The 18685-nt window shown below is 64.7% G+C and carries 18 protein-coding genes; 12 read left to right on the top strand and 6 right to left on the bottom strand.

Features of this window, described 5'->3' with window-relative positions; translation table 11 throughout:
- Nucleotides 1–17 precede the first annotated feature (17 nt).
- From IVB50_RS12635 to IVB50_RS12595, 9 genes are all read left to right on the top strand, one after another.
- Entirely contained in the window at nt 18–2048 is a 2031-nt protein-coding gene (locus IVB50_RS12635) for an ATP-binding protein (protein WP_018456008.1), read from the top strand.
- Nucleotides 2018–3763 (top strand): DUF3369 domain-containing protein, encoded by a 1746-nt coding sequence (locus IVB50_RS12630; RefSeq protein WP_018456007.1) that lies wholly within the window; start codon nt 2018–2020, stop codon nt 3761–3763. The genes IVB50_RS12635 and IVB50_RS12630 overlap by 31 nt, the downstream gene beginning before the upstream one ends.
- A 10-nt stretch (nt 3764–3773) precedes the next feature.
- Complete coding sequence (locus IVB50_RS12625; RefSeq protein WP_018456006.1) at nt 3774–4508, top strand: response regulator; 735 nt, start codon at nt 3774–3776, stop codon at nt 4506–4508.
- 411 nt (nt 4509–4919) lie between these two features.
- Complete coding sequence (locus IVB50_RS12620) at nt 4920–5531, top strand: sigma-70 family RNA polymerase sigma factor (protein WP_247295948.1); 612 nt, start codon at nt 4920–4922, stop codon at nt 5529–5531.
- 312 nt (nt 5532–5843) lie between these two features.
- On the top strand, nt 5844–6542 hold the full coding sequence (locus tag IVB50_RS12615) for a cytochrome c biogenesis CcdA family protein (protein WP_018456004.1): 699 nt from the start codon (nt 5844–5846) through the stop codon (nt 6540–6542).
- Between the two features lie 31 nt (nt 6543–6573).
- Nucleotides 6574–7137 carry a thioredoxin family protein gene (locus IVB50_RS12610; RefSeq protein WP_018456003.1) on the top strand — a complete coding sequence of 188 codons (564 nt, stop codon included), beginning with the start codon at nt 6574–6576 and terminating at the stop codon, nt 7135–7137.
- 84 nt (nt 7138–7221) lie between these two features.
- Nucleotides 7222–8196: a hypothetical protein gene (locus IVB50_RS12605; protein ID WP_018456002.1), complete on the top strand. Its 975-nt coding sequence runs from the start codon at nt 7222–7224 to the stop codon at nt 8194–8196.
- Between the two features lie 196 nt (nt 8197–8392).
- Nucleotides 8393–8986: a L,D-transpeptidase gene (locus IVB50_RS12600; RefSeq protein ID WP_018456001.1), complete on the top strand. Its 594-nt coding sequence runs from the start codon at nt 8393–8395 to the stop codon at nt 8984–8986.
- Between the two features lie 53 nt (nt 8987–9039).
- Nucleotides 9040–10077, top strand: a complete 1038-nt coding sequence (locus tag IVB50_RS12595) for an amino acid ABC transporter substrate-binding protein (RefSeq protein ID WP_026233067.1) — start codon at nt 9040–9042, stop codon at nt 10075–10077.
- A 192-nt stretch (nt 10078–10269) separates the two neighbouring features.
- Here IVB50_RS12595 and IVB50_RS12590 read toward each other — a convergent pair whose 3' ends face one another.
- Complete coding sequence (locus tag IVB50_RS12590) at nt 10270–11409, bottom strand: acyl-CoA dehydrogenase family protein (RefSeq protein WP_018455999.1); 1140 nt, start codon at nt 11407–11409, stop codon at nt 10270–10272.
- 148 nt (nt 11410–11557) lie between these two features.
- Nucleotides 11558–12772: an acyl-CoA dehydrogenase family protein gene (locus tag IVB50_RS12585; RefSeq protein ID WP_085349645.1), complete on the bottom strand. Its 1215-nt coding sequence runs from the start codon at nt 12770–12772 to the stop codon at nt 11558–11560.
- Nucleotides 12773–12908: 136 nt separating this feature from the next.
- Here IVB50_RS12585 and IVB50_RS12580 point away from each other — a divergent pair, with 136 nt between their 5' ends.
- Both IVB50_RS12580 and IVB50_RS12575 read left to right on the top strand, forming a co-directional pair.
- On the top strand, nt 12909–13454 hold the full coding sequence (locus IVB50_RS12580; protein WP_018455997.1) for a carboxymuconolactone decarboxylase family protein: 546 nt from the start codon (nt 12909–12911) through the stop codon (nt 13452–13454).
- A 91-nt stretch (nt 13455–13545) separates the two neighbouring features.
- Entirely contained in the window at nt 13546–14040 is a 495-nt protein-coding gene (locus IVB50_RS12575) for a VOC family protein (protein ID WP_018455996.1), read from the top strand.
- On the opposite strand, the gene IVB50_RS12570 is transcribed toward IVB50_RS12575, so the two are convergent.
- Nucleotides 14037–14549 (bottom strand): DUF2938 domain-containing protein, encoded by a 513-nt coding sequence (locus IVB50_RS12570; RefSeq protein ID WP_018455995.1) that lies wholly within the window; start codon nt 14547–14549, stop codon nt 14037–14039. The genes IVB50_RS12575 and IVB50_RS12570 overlap by 4 nt on opposite strands.
- Nucleotides 14542–15321: a class I SAM-dependent methyltransferase gene (locus IVB50_RS12565; RefSeq protein ID WP_245288425.1), complete on the bottom strand. Its 780-nt coding sequence runs from the start codon at nt 15319–15321 to the stop codon at nt 14542–14544. The genes IVB50_RS12570 and IVB50_RS12565 overlap by 8 nt, the downstream gene beginning before the upstream one ends.
- 173 nt (nt 15322–15494) lie before the next feature.
- Between IVB50_RS12565 and IVB50_RS12560 the strand changes: the two genes are divergently transcribed.
- Nucleotides 15495–15932, top strand: a complete 438-nt coding sequence (locus IVB50_RS12560; RefSeq protein ID WP_026233065.1) for a helix-turn-helix domain-containing protein — start codon at nt 15495–15497, stop codon at nt 15930–15932.
- Here the strand turns inward: IVB50_RS12560 and IVB50_RS12555 are convergent.
- Entirely contained in the window at nt 15924–17168 is a 1245-nt protein-coding gene (locus IVB50_RS12555) for an MFS transporter (protein WP_018455992.1), read from the bottom strand. The two genes, IVB50_RS12560 and IVB50_RS12555, sit on opposite strands and share 9 nt — an antisense overlap.
- A 174-nt stretch (nt 17169–17342) precedes the next feature.
- Nucleotides 17343–18590 (bottom strand): MFS transporter, encoded by a 1248-nt coding sequence (locus IVB50_RS12550; RefSeq protein ID WP_018455991.1) that lies wholly within the window; start codon nt 18588–18590, stop codon nt 17343–17345.
- Nucleotides 18591–18685: the final 95 nt, after the last annotated feature.

Here is an 18685-nt window from a genome sequence, read left to right as displayed (position 1 = left end):
ACAGGTCGCCCGGCCCGATGGGGCGGCTGCGCGCGCGGCTGGTCGGCGTGCTCCGGGCGGTGCCGATCCGTTGGCGCATCCTGTCGATCGCGGCGCTGAACTCCGCCGTGGTCATCGTGCTGGTCGGGCTGATCTGGAACGGCTCGCAGGTGCTCGGCTCGGCCTGGGACGACGTGCGCCAGGTGCGCGAATCCGACCGGATTCTGGCGCTGCTCGAAAGCGAGACCGGGCGGCTGCACAATCTGATCCACCGCTACATCAACCAGCCGAGCCCCGACCTGTTCGCCGAGATCCTGCTGCTGCGCGAGGCGGTGCTGGGGACGCTGACCAATCGCGCCGCCAAGGACCCGATGCTGTCGGGCTCGGTCGAGGAGCTGGAGCGCACCACCGACCGCTTCCTCAACGGCTTCGGCGAGCTGCGCGGCGTGCAGGCCACCATCGCGAAGACCTACGAGGATCAGGTGCAGGGACCGGCCAGGGACATGGCCGGCCTTTACTCCATCATCGAAGGCGCCACCGGCCATCGCGACGCGCTGATCTGGCCTTCGCTGGGCAAGTCGCGCGAGGCCTTCACCGCGATGCTGGTCGCGGCCAATTCCTACTATCTGTCGCTGTCATCGGGTGCGGCCGACGACGCCCGCCGCAACACCGAGACCATCGAGAAGACCATCCCCGTGATGATCGATCTCGCCGACAACGACCTCCAGCGCATGGCGCTGCGACGACTCGCCGCCCGGACCGCCGCGCTGCGCGAGGGTTTTGCAAAGCTCTCCGAGCAGCTCACGAACCGTACCGAGCTGCTGCGCAACACCATCGACGCCAACCAGGCCGAGGCGATCGGCGCCATCGACGATCTCTCCACCAAGATGCGCCAGCGCGAGCAAAAGGCGCAGGAGACGTTCGACCGCACGCTGGCGGACATTTCCCGTCGCGTTCTCTCCATCGCCGTGATCTTCCTCGGCATCATCCTCACCGCCGGCGTGCTGATCGCGCTGTCGATCCGGCTGCCGCTGCAGCAGATCATGGCGGCGATGCGCGCGATCACGCTCGGCGACCTCGGCCGCGAGGTGCAGGGCACGCGCGCGCGCGACGAGGTCGGAGCCATGGCGCGCGCGGTGGAAGTGTTCCGCGAGAACGCCATCGCGAAGCGCCAGACCGAGGACGAGCTGCGCGCGTCCAAGGAGAAGGCCGAAAGCGCGCTGCTCGAGCTCAACGCCGCGCAGCAGAATCTGATCGATGCCGAGAGGCTCGCAGCCCTCGGCGGCCTCGTCGCCGGCGTCGCGCACGAGGTCAACAACCCGATCGGCATCAGCCTCACCGTTGCGTCGAGCTTTGCCCGGCGCACCGAAATCTTCGAGGCCCAGCTCAAGGGCGACGGCGGCCTGCGCCGCTCGCAGCTGGAAGAATTCGTGCAGTCCTCGCGCGACGCCTCGCAGCAGCTCGTCGCCAATCTCCAGCGCGCCGGCGAGCTGATCCAGTCGTTCAAGCAGGTCGCGGTCGACCGCTCCCATGCCGAGCGGCGACAGTTCTCACTGAGCGAAGCCACCGAGCAGATCATCGCGAGCCTGCGGCCGGTGTTGAAGCGGTCGCCGATCACGCTCCATGTCGACATGCCCGAGGGGCTGCTGCTCGACGGCTATCCCGGCTCCTACGGCCAGATCCTGACCAATTTGTTCCTCAACGCCGCCAACCACGCCTTTGCCGACGGCCGCGCCGGCACGATCACGATCTCGGCGCGGCCGCGCGGGGCCGACGACGTCGAGATCATCTTCACCGATGACGGGGCCGGCATGACCTCCGACGTGCAGCGCCAGGCCTTTGACCCATTCTTTACCACCAGGCGCAATGAAGGTGGCACGGGACTCGGCCTCCATATCGTCTATAACCTCGTCACCCAGCAGCTCGGCGGTCGCATGATGCTGGAATCCAAGCTGGGACAAGGCACTACTTTTCGCATTATCATGCCCCGGGTCGCCAAGGGCGGCGGGCAAAGCACAGAGACTGACGGGACTTCTCAATGGCCGAACAGGACGATGTCCTCCACCTGATCGACGACACCGGTACCGCATCGGAGGATGTTGACGCCCGGAAATGGAAGATCGCCGTCATCGACGACGATCCGGCCGTGCATGACGGTACGCGTTTTGCGCTCTCGGACTATTCCCTCAACGGCCAGGGCCTGGAGATCCTCTCCGCCCATTCCGCGGCCGAAGGTCGCAAGCTGATGGCCGCGCACAACGACATCGCCGCCGTGCTGCTCGACGTCATCATGGAGACGGACGTCGCCGGCCTCGAGCTGGTCGAGTACATCCGCAACGAGCTCAAGAACGAGACCGTGCGCATCATCCTGCGCACCGGACAGCCCGGTCAAGCGCCTGAACGGCGCGTGATCGTGCAGTACGACATCAACGACTACAAAGCGAAGACCGAGCTCACCGCCGACAAGCTGTTCACCTCGCTGACCGCGGCGCTGCGCTCCTACCAGCAGCTCGAGCGCATGCTGCAGACAAGGCGCGGGCTCGAGATCATCATCGACGCGGCTTCGACGCTGTACGATTTCAAGTCGATGCAGCGGCTCGCCGAGGGCGTACTGACCCAGCTTGCCTCGCTGCTCAACGTCGATTGCGCCGGTATCCTGGTTTTGCGCGACAATGGCGGCATCGACCCCGAGCTCTCGGTGCTCGCCGGCAGCGGCTGCTACAGCCGCTTCATCGGCACCACCTCGTCGAAGGCGCTCGACCCCGATCTGCGCGCGATGGTGGAAGCCGCGTTCCAGGGCCGCAAGAACGAATTCGCCGACCACCGCAGCGTGATCTATTTGCGCACCGGAAGCGGCCGCGAGGTCGTGGTGCTGCTGCAGGCCGAGCGCGAGCTGTCCGAGACCGACCGCTCGCTGGTCGAGATCTTCTCCAGCCGGCTCTCGATCGCCTTCGACAACGTCATCCTCTACCAGCAGCTCCAGGCCGCCAACACCCAGCTGGAAGACCGCGTCGCCCAGCGCACCCGCGCGCTGATGCAGGCCAACCGCCGCCTCTCGGCGCAATGGCTGCGGCTGCAACGCGCCAACGGCTTCAAGAACGAAATCCTCGGTACCGTTGCCCACGATCTGAAGAATCCGCTCGGCGTCATCCTCGGCCGCACCGAGATGCTGAAGGAGTTGATCTCGACCGGCGCGTCGTCAGGCGGCGTCGTGGCCCAGGTCGATCACATCCGCGATGCGACCAAGCGCCTGACCACGATGGTCGATCATCTGATCTCGGATGCGATGGCCGATGCCTTCGACATCACCATCCGCCGCGAGCCCGTCGACGTCGCGGCCCTGGTCAAGGAGGTCGCCGAGGCCAACCAGCCGCTCGCCGTCAACAAGCAGCAGGCGATCAGCGTCACCGCGCCCGTCAACGTCGTCACCATGTGCGACACCGACCGCATTCGCGAGGCAATCGACAATCTGATCAGCAACGCCATCAAATACTCACCGATCGGCGGCAAGATCGGCGTCGTCGTCAGCCATGAGGGCGGCGACACCATCGTCCGCGTCAGCGACGAGGGCGCCGGCCTGTCGCCGGAGGATCTCGGCCGCCTGTTCGGCCGGTTCCAGCGGCTGTCGGCAAAACCGACCGCCGGCGAGAGCTCGACCGGGCTTGGGTTGTCCATCGTCAAGCGTATTATCGACATGCACGGCGGCGAGGTGACCGCCGAGAGCGAGGGCCCCGGCAAGGGCTCGACCTTCACCATCACCCTCCCCGCGACCGAAATTTCGTGATCTCAGGACCATGACCCAAAGCCAGCACATCATGATCGTCGACGACGAGGCCCCGGCCCGGGAGATGGTCGGCGATTACCTCAAGATGCACGGCTTCACCGTGACGCTGTGCGACGGCGGTAAGTCGTTGCGCACGGCGATCGACGGCAGCATGCCCGACCTCGTCGTGCTCGACCTCAACATGCCGGAGGAAGACGGGCTCTCGATCATCCGCGACCTCAAGAGCCGCATCAACGTGCCGGTGATCATGCTGACGGCGACGGCAAGCCCGATCGACCGCGTCGTCGGCCTCGAGCTCGGCGCCGACGATTACGTGGCCAAGCCGTGCGAGCTGCGTGAGCTGATGGCACGCATCCGCTCGGTGCTGCGCCGGAGCGCGCCGGCGAAAGCCGTGGCGGACGCGGCGGCTGCGAAATCGGACAAGGAGCAATTGGTACGGTTCGGGACCAAGTGGCTCGATCTCGAAGCGCAGGCCTTGCGCGACGACGAGGGCAACGAGCACCCGCTGACCGCATCCGAGTTCGGGCTCTTGAAAGTGTTCGCGGCCAATCCGAAGCGCGTGCTGTCGCGCGAGCGCCTGCTGGAATTGGCCAATGCCCGCGACGCCGAAGCCTTCGACCGCGCCGTCGACCTGCGCATCATGCGCATCCGCCGCAAGATCGAGCCCGATCCGGCAAAACCCGCCGTGATCCGCACCATCCGCGGCGGCGGCTATTTGTTCTCGCCGGCGGGTGAGAAGGCGTAGGGGCTCCATTGTCGTCCTGGCGAACGCCAGGACCCATTACCCCAGGCAGAGATTGTGGCGCGAGCTGGCAACCACACGTCTCCGCAAAACGTCTCCCTGGGGTAATGGGTCCTGCATCGGCGCTCGCTTTGCTCGCTTGTCCAGGACGACACGGGGAGTGCGAACGCAAAAGCCCGAAATACGTTCCCGGCGCCTCCGCTGGCGGCCTAATCCCCACCCCCGTATTTTCCGTACCTTGAAATTCCACGCTTTTTTGCCCCGAATGTTTCGTCGCGGCTAATTCGACGAAACAATTTGTCGGCGCACGAAACCATTTTCCGCTTTTCGTGCAGACGTCCCGAAACGTTGGCTCATTAACACTTTGGTCCAAGGAAACGCCGCTCGGTTGCGGCGCTACGGGGAGCCAAGTCAATGCCGAACGTCATCGCCATCAACGCCCAAGCCAGCCACAGCATCATTGCCGCTCAGGCGACCTCGGACGACATGCTTCTCGAAAGCATTGCCGACGGCAACCGGACGTCCATGCACATCCTTTATTGCCGGCACAATGTGCGCGTCTACCGCTTCATCCTGCGGATCGTGCGCGACGCGACTACGGCGGAAGACCTGGTGAGCCAGGTGTTTCTGGACGTGTGGCGGACCGCCGGCCAATTCCAGGGCCGCTCGCAGGTTTCGACCTGGCTGCTCTCGATCGCCCGCTTCAAGGCGCTGACTGCGATGCGCCAGCGCCGCTTCGAGGACATCGACCAGGAAGACGTGCGCCAGATCGCCGATGGTTGCGACACGCCGGAGACCTCGCTCGACCGCAGCGACACCAGCGCCATCCTGCGCGCCTGCGTCCAGAAGCTGTCGCCCGCGCATCGCGAGATCATCACGCTGGTCTACTACCACGAGAAGTCGGTGGAGGAGGTCGGCCAGATCATCGGCATCCCGCAGAGCACGGTGAAGACCCGGATGTTCTACGCCCGCAAGCAACTGGCCGAATTGCTTAAGGGCTGTGGCGTCGAGCGCTTCGCCGCCTGAAATTCAGATATTTCAATGGGATAGGCCATTGGCTTTGGCCCTATCTCGGACACGGAAGTGTTACCGCCGACGAAACAATTGAAACAAAGCACAACATCAGGCGGAAAAACTTCCCTCCTATAAAGCTCACATACGGTTTCGTTAAACCTCCCAAGACCTCCAACGACCCGGACGGGATGCCCCCCTCCGGGTCGTTTTGTGTTTGGAGCAGACAGCTGCGGCAGCAGCACTCCCGTCACGAAGGCGTGACGCGGCGTAACGACTGCCTCGCTCATCCCGAACTGCCCTCGTGACCCTCTCCACGAGTGCCCCATGCTCGAACTTCTCTTCGCTGCCCTCGCCGGCATCCTCACCATCGCCGCGCCGTGCACGCTGCCGATGCTGCCGATCCTGCTCGGCGCCTCAATCGGCCGCAGCTCGCATCTTCGTCCGGCGATGATCGCGCTCGGCTTCGTCATCTCGTTCTCCGCGACCGCGCTGCTGCTCGGCGCCATCACGCGGCTGTTTAATTTCGATCCGAACGTGCTGCGCGAAGCGGCCTCGATCCTGCTGCTCGGCTTCGGCCTGTTGATGCTGTGGCCGGCACCGTTCGAATGGCTGTCGATCCGGCTCAACGGCTGGCTCGATCTCGGCAACTCCAGCGCCACGCAGCGCGAGGGCGCACTCGGCGGGCTCGTGCTCGGCACCACGCTCGGCCTGGTCTGGACGCCCTGTGCCGGCCCGGTGCTCGGCTCGATCCTGACGCTGGTCGCAACGACTGAGAAGGCGACCTGGGCCGGCACGCTGCTGATCGCCTACGCCATCGGCGCGGCGATTCCCATGCTGGCGATCGCCTATGGCGGGCAGGCCGCGACCACGCGCGTGCGCAGTCTCGCGCGCATTTCGCCACGGCTGCAGCAGGGCTTTGGCGTCGTCGTGATCGGCTTCGCGCTCGCCGCCTACTTCCAATACGACACGCTGATCGTGGCGTGGCTCACCGGCTTCTATCCCACCGGCCAGATCGGCCTGTGATCATCCCTCAGCTTCACCGGAGGATCTTTCCATGACTTTCAAACTGCTCGCCGTCTCCGCCGCACTGATCGGCATCGCCGTAACAGGCGCCGTCATCCCCGGCATCTGCGACGAGGCCGCGCGCGCTGTCCCTGTCGTCACCGCCGCCGCCAGCCAGGACACCGCGCCCGACTTCGCCGGCATCAACAACTGGTTCAACTCGAAGCCGCTTAATATCGCCGATCTCCGCGGCAAGGTCGTGCTGGTGGACTTCTGGACCTATGGCTGCGTCAACTGCGTCAACACGCTGCCGCACGTCACCGATCTCTATGCCAAGTACAAGGACAAGGGCCTCGTCGTGGTCGGCGTGCACACGCCGGAGTTCCCGTTCGAGCGCTCGGCCTCCAATGTGCAGGCGGCGCTGAAGCGCCACGGCATCACCTATCCGGTGGCGCAGGACAATGATTCCAGGACCTGGAACGCTTACCGCAACCGATATTGGCCGGCGCAGTACATCATCGACCAGAACGGCAAGATCGTATTCCAGCACGAGGGCGAAGGCCGTTATGACGAGATCGACCGCACCGTGGCAAAGCTGCTGAACGCCAATAGCTGACGCCCGGCACGGGTCGCGCCCTTGTTGCTTGACTCCACGGACCCGTCCGTGGAGTTTCGCGGGCCACGTAATCAGCCGCCCGCGATGGACGACGCCACCAACAGCACCGACATTCGCCTTCGCGAGGGCGCCTCGATTGCGCAGCGGCTGGTCATGTCCGGCTTTGCGGCTGCCGTTGCGCTGTGCTTCACGCCGGGCCTGTTCACACACGATCCCCTGGAGGTGATCATCTCCGTGGTCGCGCTGCTCGTTGGAGCAGCGTTCGTCGCTATCATCATGCTGGCGCCGGCGGTGGTGTGGATCATCACGCCGGACGAGATCTTGATCGGCGAGCAGCGCCCGTTCGGAAAACTGCGGACGCGGATCGTCGCCAAGGACGACATCAAGGGATTGCAGGTTCCCGGCAGCAAGAGGGCGAAAGCCCGCTTTCAGCTGGCCTTCACGCTGGCCTCCGGAGAACGCCTGACCTCGCCGCCGATCTCCGACGTCACCCATGTGCACGACACGGTGGCGCGGATCGCCGCGCAATTCGACGTCCCCGACGTCGAGTCTCCGGTCAATCCGCTCGATGCCAGCAATCCCGAGATGCGTCTCGGCGACCCCCTCGAGCCGTTCTCGAAGAGAGACATCAGGATCGTCGCACTGATCGTCGTCGCATTGTGCGCCGTTCCCTACGCCTACAGGCTCTGGCGTGGCCTGTCGCCCGGGTCGGTCGACATCGTGCTGCTGCCCGTCGGCGCGCTCGCCGCTTTTGGCGTTTCCCGTTATGCCAACCTTGTGACCGGCGCGTTCTGGATCATCCGCCAGGGCGATATCCGGATCGAACGCCTGTGGGGCGACGGCACGTTGCGCGCCGACCACATCGAAGGGCGCGACGTCAAGACGATCACGGTCGAGCGCCGCGGCCGCTCCGAGGACGAGCACTGCATCGTCGTGATCCGATTGCAGTCAGGACAACGGTTTCGCAGCCCTCGCATCGGTTCGAGGCCTGAGGCCCGGGCCGTGGGGACGGAGATCGTCCGGCGGCTCGGGATCGCGGCTGAGAATAACCAGATCTGACAGGCCGCGCGCGGTGAGGATGCTGCGACCACTGCTTTTCGCGCCATCCCCCGTTTGTGGCATTGCGCGCGGTCCGTCAAAAAACCAAAGCATTCTCGTGACATATGGTCTAAGGGTGCCTTGAACTTGCCATGAAGATGGCCCTGAGATTTGATGGTTCCAGATGATTTGGCTTTGGCCGCGGGGAGAGCTTGAAATGACGGATTTTCGTCGCCTGACCGGGGTGTTTGTGGCTGCGATCGGCCTGATCCTGTCCGCGCCCCACGCCTACGCCCAGCAGCCCGACCGCGGCGACGAGCCGGGCCTGGTCGCCGACGATGCCTATGAGCTCGATCCGGAATGGCAGAAGCAGGTCGTCTACTTCCGCACCACCGAAGCGCCCGGCACCCTCATCATCTCGACCGCCGAACGGCATCTCTATCTGGTGCAGCCTGGCGGTCGTGCGATCCGCTACGGCATCGGCGTCGGCCGCGACGGTTTTCAGTGGCAGGGTCTGGTGAACATCACCAACAAGAAGGAGTGGCCGGACTGGACGCCGCCGCCGGAGATGATCCAGCGCCAGCCTTATCTGCCGCGCTTCATGGCCGGCGGCCCCGGTAATCCGCTCGGTGCGCGCGCCATGTATCTGGGCACCACGGTCTACCGCATCCACGGCACCAACCGGCCCGACACGATCGGCACCAAGGTCTCCTCCGGCTGCTTCCGGCTCGTCAACCGCGACGTCGCCGATCTCTACGATCGCGTCCCTGTCGGCACCAAGGTCGTCATCCGGCAGAAGCCCGAACTCTGATCTCCTCGCATTAGCGAATATTCCTTTTCCCGATTTTTCGAGAGAGCAACATGATGCGCACTTTTCGTGGCGGCCTGCTGATCGGGCTCGCAGTCGCCGTGCTGGTCGCCGTCCTGGCCATCATCTATGAATTCTACGACACCCGCACGTTGAAGCGCACCGTCCGCCGCGGCGAAGTGCTGTGCGGCGTCAACAAGGGCCTGCCGGGCTTCTCGATCCCCGACGACAAGGGCAACTGGACCGGCTTCGACGTCGATTTCTGCCGCGCGGTGGCTTCCGCGATCTTCAACGACCCGAGCAAGGCGAAATTCGTCGCGCTCGATGCCAACGAGCGCTTCAAGGAATTGCAGAGCCGGAAAGTGGACATCCTCTCGCGCAACTCGACCTGGAGCATGGCGCGCGAGCTCGACTACGATCTCTATTTCCCCGCGGTCGCCTATTACGACGGCGCAGGCTTCATGCTGCCGCGCGCGCGCAACAAGGAGACCGCGCTGGACCTGACCGGGAGCAAGGTCTGCGTCCAGACCGGGACCACCACGGCGCTCAACGTCGCGGATTACTTCCGTGCCAACAACATGAAGTATGAAGAGGTGAAGTTCGACAAGCTGGACGACGTCGTGAAAGCCTACGACACCGGCAAATGCGACACGCTCTCCGCCGACGTCTCCCAGCTCTACGCGCTGCGGCTGAACCTGTCGAAGCCCGGCGACAGCATGATCCTGCCGGACATGATCTCCAAGGAGCCGCTCGCCCCCGTCGTGCGCCAGCGCGACGACGACTGGATGATGATCGTGAAGTGGACGCTGTACGCGATGATCAACGCCGAGGAGCTCGGCGTCTCCTCGGAGAACATCGACGAGGCCCTGAAGTCGAAGAAGCCGGAAGTGATGCGGCTGGTCGGCACCGAGGGCAATTACGGCGAGCAGCTCGGCCTGACCAAGGATTGGGTGGTCCGCATCATCCGCCACGTCGGCAATTACGGCGAGATGTACGAGCGCAACATCGGCGAGAAGTCGAAGCTGAAGATCCCGCGCGGCATGAACCAGCTGTGGAATGCGGGCGGCGTGCAGTACGCGCCGCCGGTGCGGTAAGAGGTCTTTGTCGTCCCGGCCTAGTGCGCAATTGCGCACGGGGGGCCGGGACCCATAACCACCATCGGAAATTGTAGCGGCAGCTAGCAACTCCGAGTCTTTCTCAAACTGCTCCCTGGGGTTATGGGTCCCGGCCTTCGCCGGGACGACACCTCTATTCGAGGCGCAGCTGTGCCCATTGGTACCCTCGCCTCAATACCCCCGCGCCCTTGCCAGCTGCTCGGTGTGGTAATTGGCGTCGCCGAACAATTCCTCGCACACGCGCGCGCGCTTCATAAAGAAGCCGATGTCGAACTGGTCGGTCATGCCCATGCCGCCATGCATCTGCACGCCTTCCTGCACCGCGCGCGTGGCGGTGGTGCCGGCGCGGGCTTTCGCCACTGCGACGGCTGACGCCGCCTTGGCGACGTCCGTATCGAGCGCTTGCAGCGCCTTCATCACGGCGGCGCGGGTGATCTCGATATCGACATAGAGTTCGGCGGCGCGGTGCTGCAGCGCCTGGAATTCGCCGATCAGCTTGCCGAACTGCTTGCGGCTCTTCAGGTACTCGACGGTACGGTTGAACACCTCTTCGCTCAGACCCACCATTTCGGAGGCCACTGCGCCCCGCCCGATATCGAGCACGCCGTGGAGCAAGCCGGCTCCCTGGTCGACTTCGCCGAGCACGCTGTCGGCATCGACCTCGACATTGGCAAGCTCGATCCGCGCCGCATTGTGCGCGTCGACCATGATGGTGCGCTCGATCGCAACGCCCTTGGCCTTGGGGTTGACCAGGAACAGCGTCAGCCCCTCGCGCTCGCCGGCTGAGCCGGCCGTACGCGCAGCGACGATGAGGAGATCGGCAACGTGACCGTCGACCACCAGCGCCTTGGCGCCGGAGAGTTTGAAGCCGTTGCCGGCGCGCACGGCCTGGAGGCTGGTCTGAAGCGGGCGGTGTTTTGCGCCCTCGTCGATCGCGAGCGTCGCGAGCAGGGAGCCGTTGGAAATCTTCGGCAGATACTCCGACTTCTGCGCGGCATTGCCGCCACGGTTCAGTGCCGAGGCCGCGACCACGCTGGTTGCGAGGAAGGGCGAGGGCATCAGCGTGCGGCCGATCTCCTCCATCACCACCCCGGCCTCGACATAGCCGAGGCCGCTGCCGCCGAACTCTTCCGGCACCAGCAAGCCGGCAAAACCCATCTCGGCGAAGGAATGCCAAAACTCCCTGGAGAAGCCGATGGGGTCTTTGCTATCGCGCAGATGCCGCAAATGCGACACCGGCGCCTTGTCGCTGATCAGCCCGCGCGCGCTGTCGCGGAGCATCGATTGTTCTTCGGTGAGGACGAGGGCCATGTGCAATGTCTCTAACGTCTGGCGGAATGCATGTCTGTTGTTGTCATTCCGGGGCACGCGAAGCGTGAACCCGGAATTTCGAGGTTCTCAGGTGCGCAACCGCGCACCTTAGTTCGGTCCTGCGGACCGCCCCGGAACGACGCTGGGGTTACGCCCCCGGCAAATCGAGGATGCGCTTGGCGACGATGCCGAGCATGACCTCGGTGGTGCCGCCCTCGATCGAGTTGGCCTTGGTCCGCAGCCAGGCGCGCGGACGCGCTCCTTGTTTCGAACGCTCGCTCTCCCATTCCAGCGCATCGACGCCGCCGGCCGACATCAGGATCTCGTAACGGCGCTTGTTGAGCTCGGTCCCGTAATATTTCATCGCCGACGAGAACGCCGGATGGGCCTGACCGGCCTTGGCGAGATCGACCGCGCGCTCGGCGCAGGCGCCAAGGGCCGCTTCGTCGACGTCGAAGCTGGCGATGCGGCCACGCAGCATGGAATCGTCGAGCCGTCCCTGCGCATCGGTGCCGACGGAATCGGCCGCAATCTGGCCCAGCGGACGGCCGACGCCGCGCTCGCCCATGCCTGATATCATCGCGCGCTCATGCTGGAGCAGATATTTTGCGACGTCCCAGCCGCGATTGACGGTGCCGACCACATGCGATTTCGGCACGCGGACATTGTCGAAGAAAGTCTCGCAGAACGGCGAGTAGCCGGAGATCAGGAGGATCGGTTTGGTCGTCACGCCCTTCGAGGTCATGTCGAACAGGATGAAGCTGATGCCGTCATGCTTCTTCGCGGCGGCATCGGTGCGAACGAGGCAGAAGATCCAGTCGGCGTAGTTGGCATAGGAGGTCCAGATCTTCGACCCCGTAATGATGAAATCATCGCCGTCGCTCTCGGCGCGGGTCTGCAGCGAGGCGAGATCGGAGCCGGCGTTCGGCTCGGAATAGCCCTGACACCAGCGGATCAGGCCCGCGGCGATCTTTGGCAGATGCTCCTTCTTCTGGGCATCGTTGCCGTATTTCAGCAGCGCCGGCCCGAGCATCCAGATCCCGAAGCTCGACAGCGGGGGCCGCGCGCCGATCCTGGCCATCTCCGCGCGCAGCACCTTGTGCTCCGCGGCGCTTAAGCCCCCACCGCCATATTCCTTCGGCCAGTCCGGTACGGTCCAGCCCTTGTCGCGCATGCGTTCGAACCAGATGCGTTGCGGCTCGGACGAAAATTTTGCGTTACGTCCACCCCAGAACACGTCGGCGTCGGACGTCGCGGGCTTGCGCATTTCCGGCGGGCAATTGGCTTCCAACCAGGCGCGCGTTTCGCTGCGGAATGTTTCGAGATCGGCGGTCTCAGTCTCGCTGGCCCTGGAGTCAGTCATAGGTCGTTTCCATCAATCTATGTCGGTTTGTTGGGCGCGACTCTGGGCCAAGCTCCCGCGGAATTCAACCACTTCCGTGTCACGCATCCGCTATAGTCGCCGCCACGGCGAGCTTGAAAACAAAGAGGAAACAACAATGCGCCTGAAGCTTCTTTCGCCTGGCGAAATGAACGAGAGCCAGCGGCAGACCTATGACGAGTCGATTGCCGGCAAGCGCGGCAGGCCGCCGGCACCGATGATGGCCTGGCTCAACAGCCCCGACATGGCCCGTCACGCCACGCGGCTCGGCGAGGTCCTGCGTTACGATACGATATTTCCCGCGAAACTTTCGGAGATCGCGATCCTGGTGACGGCGCGGCACTGGACCGCCCATTACGAATGGTACGCGCACAAGCGGCTGGCGCTTGCGGGCGGCATGGACCCTGACATCATCGACGCGATCCGCGACCGCCGCACGCCCGTCTTCGACGATCCCAGGGCTAAGATGATCTACGACGTCGCAAAATCGCTGCATGAGGGCCACGGCGTCGAGAAGGGCCTCTATGACGAGGCGGTGAAGCTGCTCGGCGAGCGCGGCGTGGTCGAGGTGATTGGTCTCTGCGGCTATTACACGCTGGTGTCGATGACGCTGAACACGTTTGAGTTCGAGCTGCCGGAGGGCGAGGTGCGGGAGCTGTCGTAAGTTGCCTATCCGGAAACGCTGGGTTTCGGGATCGGCCGGTAGCACTGTCCCGAGGCCGGACTTGTGTGGAGTTCATCAACGGAGCAGCCGCATGTCGCAAAACCAAGCCGTCGCCGCCGGCACCAGGATCGGCCACGTCCATCTCAAAGTCGCCGATCTCGATCGCGCGCTGGGCTTCTATTGCGGCGTGCTCGGTTTCGAGCTGATGCAGCGCATGGGCTCGGGCGCGGCCTTCATCTCGGCCGGCGGCTATCACCACCACATCGGGCTCAACACCTGGGAGAGCAAGGGCGGCTCGCCGCCGCCGCCTGATGCGACCGGGCTCTATCACACCGCGATCCTCTATCCGACGCGGCCGGCGCTGGCGGATGCGTTGCACCGCGTGCTCTCGGCCGGCATTGCGCTCGACGGCGCCAGCGACCACGGCGTCAGCGAGGCGCTGTATTTGCGCGATCCGGACCAGAACGGTGTGGAGCTGTATTGGGACAAGCCGCGGGAGCAATGGCCATTCGGGCCGGACGGCAAGCTTTCGATGTTCACGAAGCGGCTGGATGTGGAGGAGCTGCTGAAGCAGCGGGAGGCCTAGTCCGCACCTCGCCACTGCACGAGCCTCAGGACCCATCCGGCCACATAGAGCCCGACGCCGAACACGGCATGCGTGAGTAGCGTGTTGAGACGCGCCACGTTGGGACGTGGCGCGTGATGGGCTGCAATGCCGAGGCCCATGCCCGGCTGCATGATCAGGAAAGGTGCCGCCACGCTGCCGATTCCGACGATCAATGCGGGGCCGACACGCGGGGAATGCAGCCAATCGAGCCCCCAGATCGCCAGCAAGACGGCCGCGAACGCAATGCCGATCAGGTAGTGCGCGGCCCACCCAATCAGGCGCTCGCGTGGAGCCGGATCGGGTGCCGCGATCTTAAGATGCCGATACTGTCCGCGCGCGAGCAGGATGAGCCAGCGACCTAGGAGTCCATAGTCTAGCGATGGGATTCCAAGAACATGCGCGCGGAGAACTGCCCAACCATCGATCACGGCCGTTGCACCGGATCCGATCAAGGCGGCGCCGACCAGAAATTCAATCATTTCACCCATTCGAGACCTCGCCTGCCGCGTCGGTTGAAGCCCGCGCCTGGATCATCCAGCATGCGGCGGTAAAACGGATCGCATCTGCCTCCACGTAGGGGGCGAAGGCGGGCCGCACCGCATCCACGACCCTTTCGCGCAATCCCCTGTCGGCGTCCTGCAGGATCGTTCCGACGGGTCCCAGCCAACCGACATAGCGAGCGAGTTCGCTGGCAGGAAAGCGGCATGGAATATCCACCGGCCGGATGTCGATCTCGGTCCAGCCGCTCTCCAGCAGGATGGTCCTGACCCGATCTTTGTCAGCGAAGGCGAACTGCCCCGGACCGCCGGATGGACGGGCAGGCATATTCGGCAGAAGGGGCGCGGCGGCTCGTTCGGCCGCCGTCATGAACGGATTCTCCGCTGCGCCCCGCCATGCAACGACGGCGAGCCCGGCGCCTTCGGCGGCAGCGCGCCTCAGATTTGCGAAGGCCGCAACGAGGTCTTCGAAGAACATCACGCCGAGACGTGAAATGATCGTATCGAAGCTCGCCGGGTCGAATTTATGGTGCTGCGCATCGGCGCAGATAAAGCTGGCCGAGGTGCCTTCGCGCTCGGCGCGGGCCAGCGCCGCCCCGATCATCGGCGCGGAGATGTCGATGCCGACCACACGGCCGCCTTGCCCGAGCTTTCGAGCGACCGCAACGGTCAGACCACCAGTGCCGCAGCCGACGTCCAGAACGCGACGATTGGAGCCGGCAGGAACGGCCTCGCACAGCGGCCTCTCGAATTGCTTGAACATCTCATCCAGGATGTCCTGGGTCTCGACCCAGGCGCGTCCGGCGGGACCATTCCAAAGCCTCATCTGCTCAATCGCCTTCTGCATAGCGTCCATGATGGTTTCCCCTTTCGTCTTGCCTTGGCGGCGTTGGACGCGGCATACTGCCAGTTCAAGTGAACTTGAGGTCAAGAGGCGTGATGACGATCGATATCGCCGAAGTCGCACGGCGCTCCGGTGTTCCGGCGTCGACGCTGCGATTCTATGAGGAAAAGCGGTTGATTGCCCCGATCGGCAGGCGCGGCCTGCGCCGGCTGTTCGATCTGGAGATCCTGGATCGCCTGGCGCTGATCGCGCTGGGGCGCGCGGCGGGCTTCTCGCTCGATGAAGTTGCCCGGATGTTCGCACCCGACGGAAGGCCGCGTATCGACCGGCGGAAGCTTGCCGCCAAGGCCGACGAGTTGGACCGAACGATCCGCAAGCTTATCGCGATGCGCGACGGCCTGCGCCATGCCGCGGCCTGTCCGGCGCCAAGTCACATGGAATGCCTGCATTTTCGCCGCCTCATGCGGGTCGCGGCATTGGGAAAGGCGAGGTCGCCCAAGCGGGCACCGCGCGCGCCGCGATCAGACTGAAGCGGTCGATCGCCTTGTGTGCCCCCGCACCATGATCAACGCCGCGGCCACCAGCTCCAGCGCAATACACAGATAGAACGGCAGCTCATAGCCACCGGAGAAATCGCGCAGAAAACCGACCACGCCGGGGCCGAACGCATAGGTCACCTGGTTGATCGCAGTGTTGAGGCTGATCAGCACGCCGAACGAGGCGGAATCGAATTCCTGCTGCACGATCAGCGACGGCAGCGTGATGAGATTGCCGACCGAGAAGCCGAATAACGCGCAGGCGGCGATCAGCACGTAATCATTGTGCAAATTGATGACGACGAGAAGCGCCACGGCCTGGCTCAGAAACGACAGCGCCGAGGCGAGCCGCTGGTTGAGTCGGTCGATCACCAGCGAGAACAGCACCCGGCCGATCACCGCCATCGCGGTCAGCACCGCAACCGCGACGGCCGCGCGCTCGCGCCCGATCACGGGATCGAGGAACGAGATCAGGTGGACGATGAAGCCGACCTGCGCGAACAGCACCAAAGCAAAGGCAATGGTCACGGTGAGGAAGCCGACATCGCGCAACGCCTGGCTACGAATCTGCGCCGACGATTGCGGCTTCGTTTTCGTCGCGGCGCGCCGGCCATGGAGATCGGGCGGGCGGCCGACGACAATCAGGATCACCGGCACGAGCAGTACCAGCATGGCGCCGGCGACGATAAACATAGCGCTGGCGAAGCCGACATGGCCGATCAAGCTCACCAGCAGCGGCACGCCGACGATGCCGCCGAAGCTTGCGCCGTTCAGCGCGAGGCTGATCGCCATGCCGCGCTTCTGGTCGAACCACAGGCTGATCGTGTTGGTGATCATGGCCAGGCTCGTGCCGGCCCAGCCGAAGGCGAGCACGGCGTTCGCGAGATAAAGCTGCCACGGTTCGCGCACCGCGCCGATCGCGACCGCCGCGGCCGACATCGCCAGCGTCCCTGCGATCAGGCCGAGGCGCGGGCCGTACTTGTTGACGGCTTCGCCGACGAAGACGACGAGCAGCGCGCCGAACAGATAGAAGAACGTCGTGGCCGACGAGATCAGCGAGGCCGACCAGCCGTGCGCACGCTGGAGCTCGGCGACATAGACGCTCTGGCCGTAGAAGCCGAGCCCCCAGCCGAAGGTCGCGAGCAGGAAGCAGACCGCAACGATGCGCCAGCCTTCGTAGCGGAGAGAGGATTCGTCGACGGATCCGTCGTGTCGAGGGTTATCGAGCATGCCGCTTACTCCGTCATGCCCGGACTTGTTCCGGGCATCCACGTTCTTCGATCCGCGCGCTCAAGACGTGGATGGCCGGGACAAGCCCGGCCATGACGACATCTAGTAACCTTCACCAGAAAATCACTTCGACCTGGATCGAACTATCAACGCTGCTGACAGCCTCCCGCCATCTCAGATCGCATCCGGGAACTCGCCCATGGCCGCGTCGAGCCGCGCTTTGCGGCGACGGGTCCAGGACGCCAGCGAGAGCACGGCGAGACCGAGCAGCACCGGCGGAAACACCACCATGTTCACCGCGGACCAGCCGTAACTGGCGAGCAGTTGGCCGGACGAGAACGAGCCGATCGCCATCATGCCGAACACCAGGAAATCGTTGAAGGCCTGCACCTTGTTGCGCTCCTGCGGCCGGTGCGTCTCCAGCACCAGCGCCGAGGCGCCGATGAAGGAGAAGTTCCAGCCGACACCGAGCACGATCAGCGTGGCCCAGAAATGCATCGCGGTGATGCCGGACAGGCCGATGCCGGCCGCGCCGGCCTCCAGCAGCAGGCCGGCGGCAACGATCTTGCGCGCGCCGAAGCGGGCGATCAGCGCGCCCGTGAAGAAGCTCGGCCCGTACATGGCGACGATGTGCCATTGAATGCCGAAATTGGAATCTGAAACGCTCAAGCCGCACAGCTTCATGGCAAGCGGCGCCGAGGTCATCACCAGGTTCATCATGGGGTAGGAGATGACGCCGCACAGCGCCGCTGCGATGAAGCGTGGCTGGGTCACGATCTCGAGCAGCGGCCGCCCGCCATGAAGATCGGCCGGCGCCGGTTTCGGCATGTCGACCCCGGCGACGATGCCCATCGCGATGAGCGCGACAGCCGCCTGGACCAAGAAGCTGAAGGCGAAGAGATAAGGCTGCCAGACATCCATGGTCCATTGCACGAGCTGCGGACCGAGCACGCCGGCGAACACGCCGCCCGCCATTACCCAGGACACCGCCTTGGGTCGGTACGCCGCGCTGGCGCCGTCGGCGGCAGCGAAGCGATAGGACTGCGCCACCGCGCCGTAGAGGCCGCCAAGAAAAGTCGCCAGACAGAACAACGGAAACGAAGCGTGCAGGATCGCGAAGCAGCCGAGCAGGCCGGTGAGCGTACCCAGGCCCGTGCCGATGATGAAGGCCCAGCGGCGGCCGAAGCGACTCGATATCGCGCCGGTCGGCAGCGTGCCGGCCGCAAGCCCCAGCACGTACATCGACAGCGGTACCGTCGCGAGCGACATGTCGGGTGCAAGCGTCGCACCGACGATGGAGCCGGTGGCGAAGATCACCGCCGAATTGGCGCCGGTCAGCGCCTGCGCGGCAGCAAGGCGCACCACATTGGCGCGCACGCGGGCGTCGGCGGCGACCTCATTGGCTGCAGTCACATCCAGCATCGGCATTTCCGCCCCAACGGGCTTTTAAGTGCTTTCAAGGGCTCGCTTGATTCCCGGCACTATGGCGGGACGCGGGAGGGCGGGCAACCGGCGCA

Source organism: Bradyrhizobium sp. 87, from assembly GCF_023073015.1.
In the GTDB taxonomy this organism is placed as follows: Bacteria; Pseudomonadota; Alphaproteobacteria; order Rhizobiales; family Xanthobacteraceae; genus Bradyrhizobium; species Bradyrhizobium canariense_D.
This window is presented reverse-complemented; position numbering and strand designations above follow the sequence as displayed.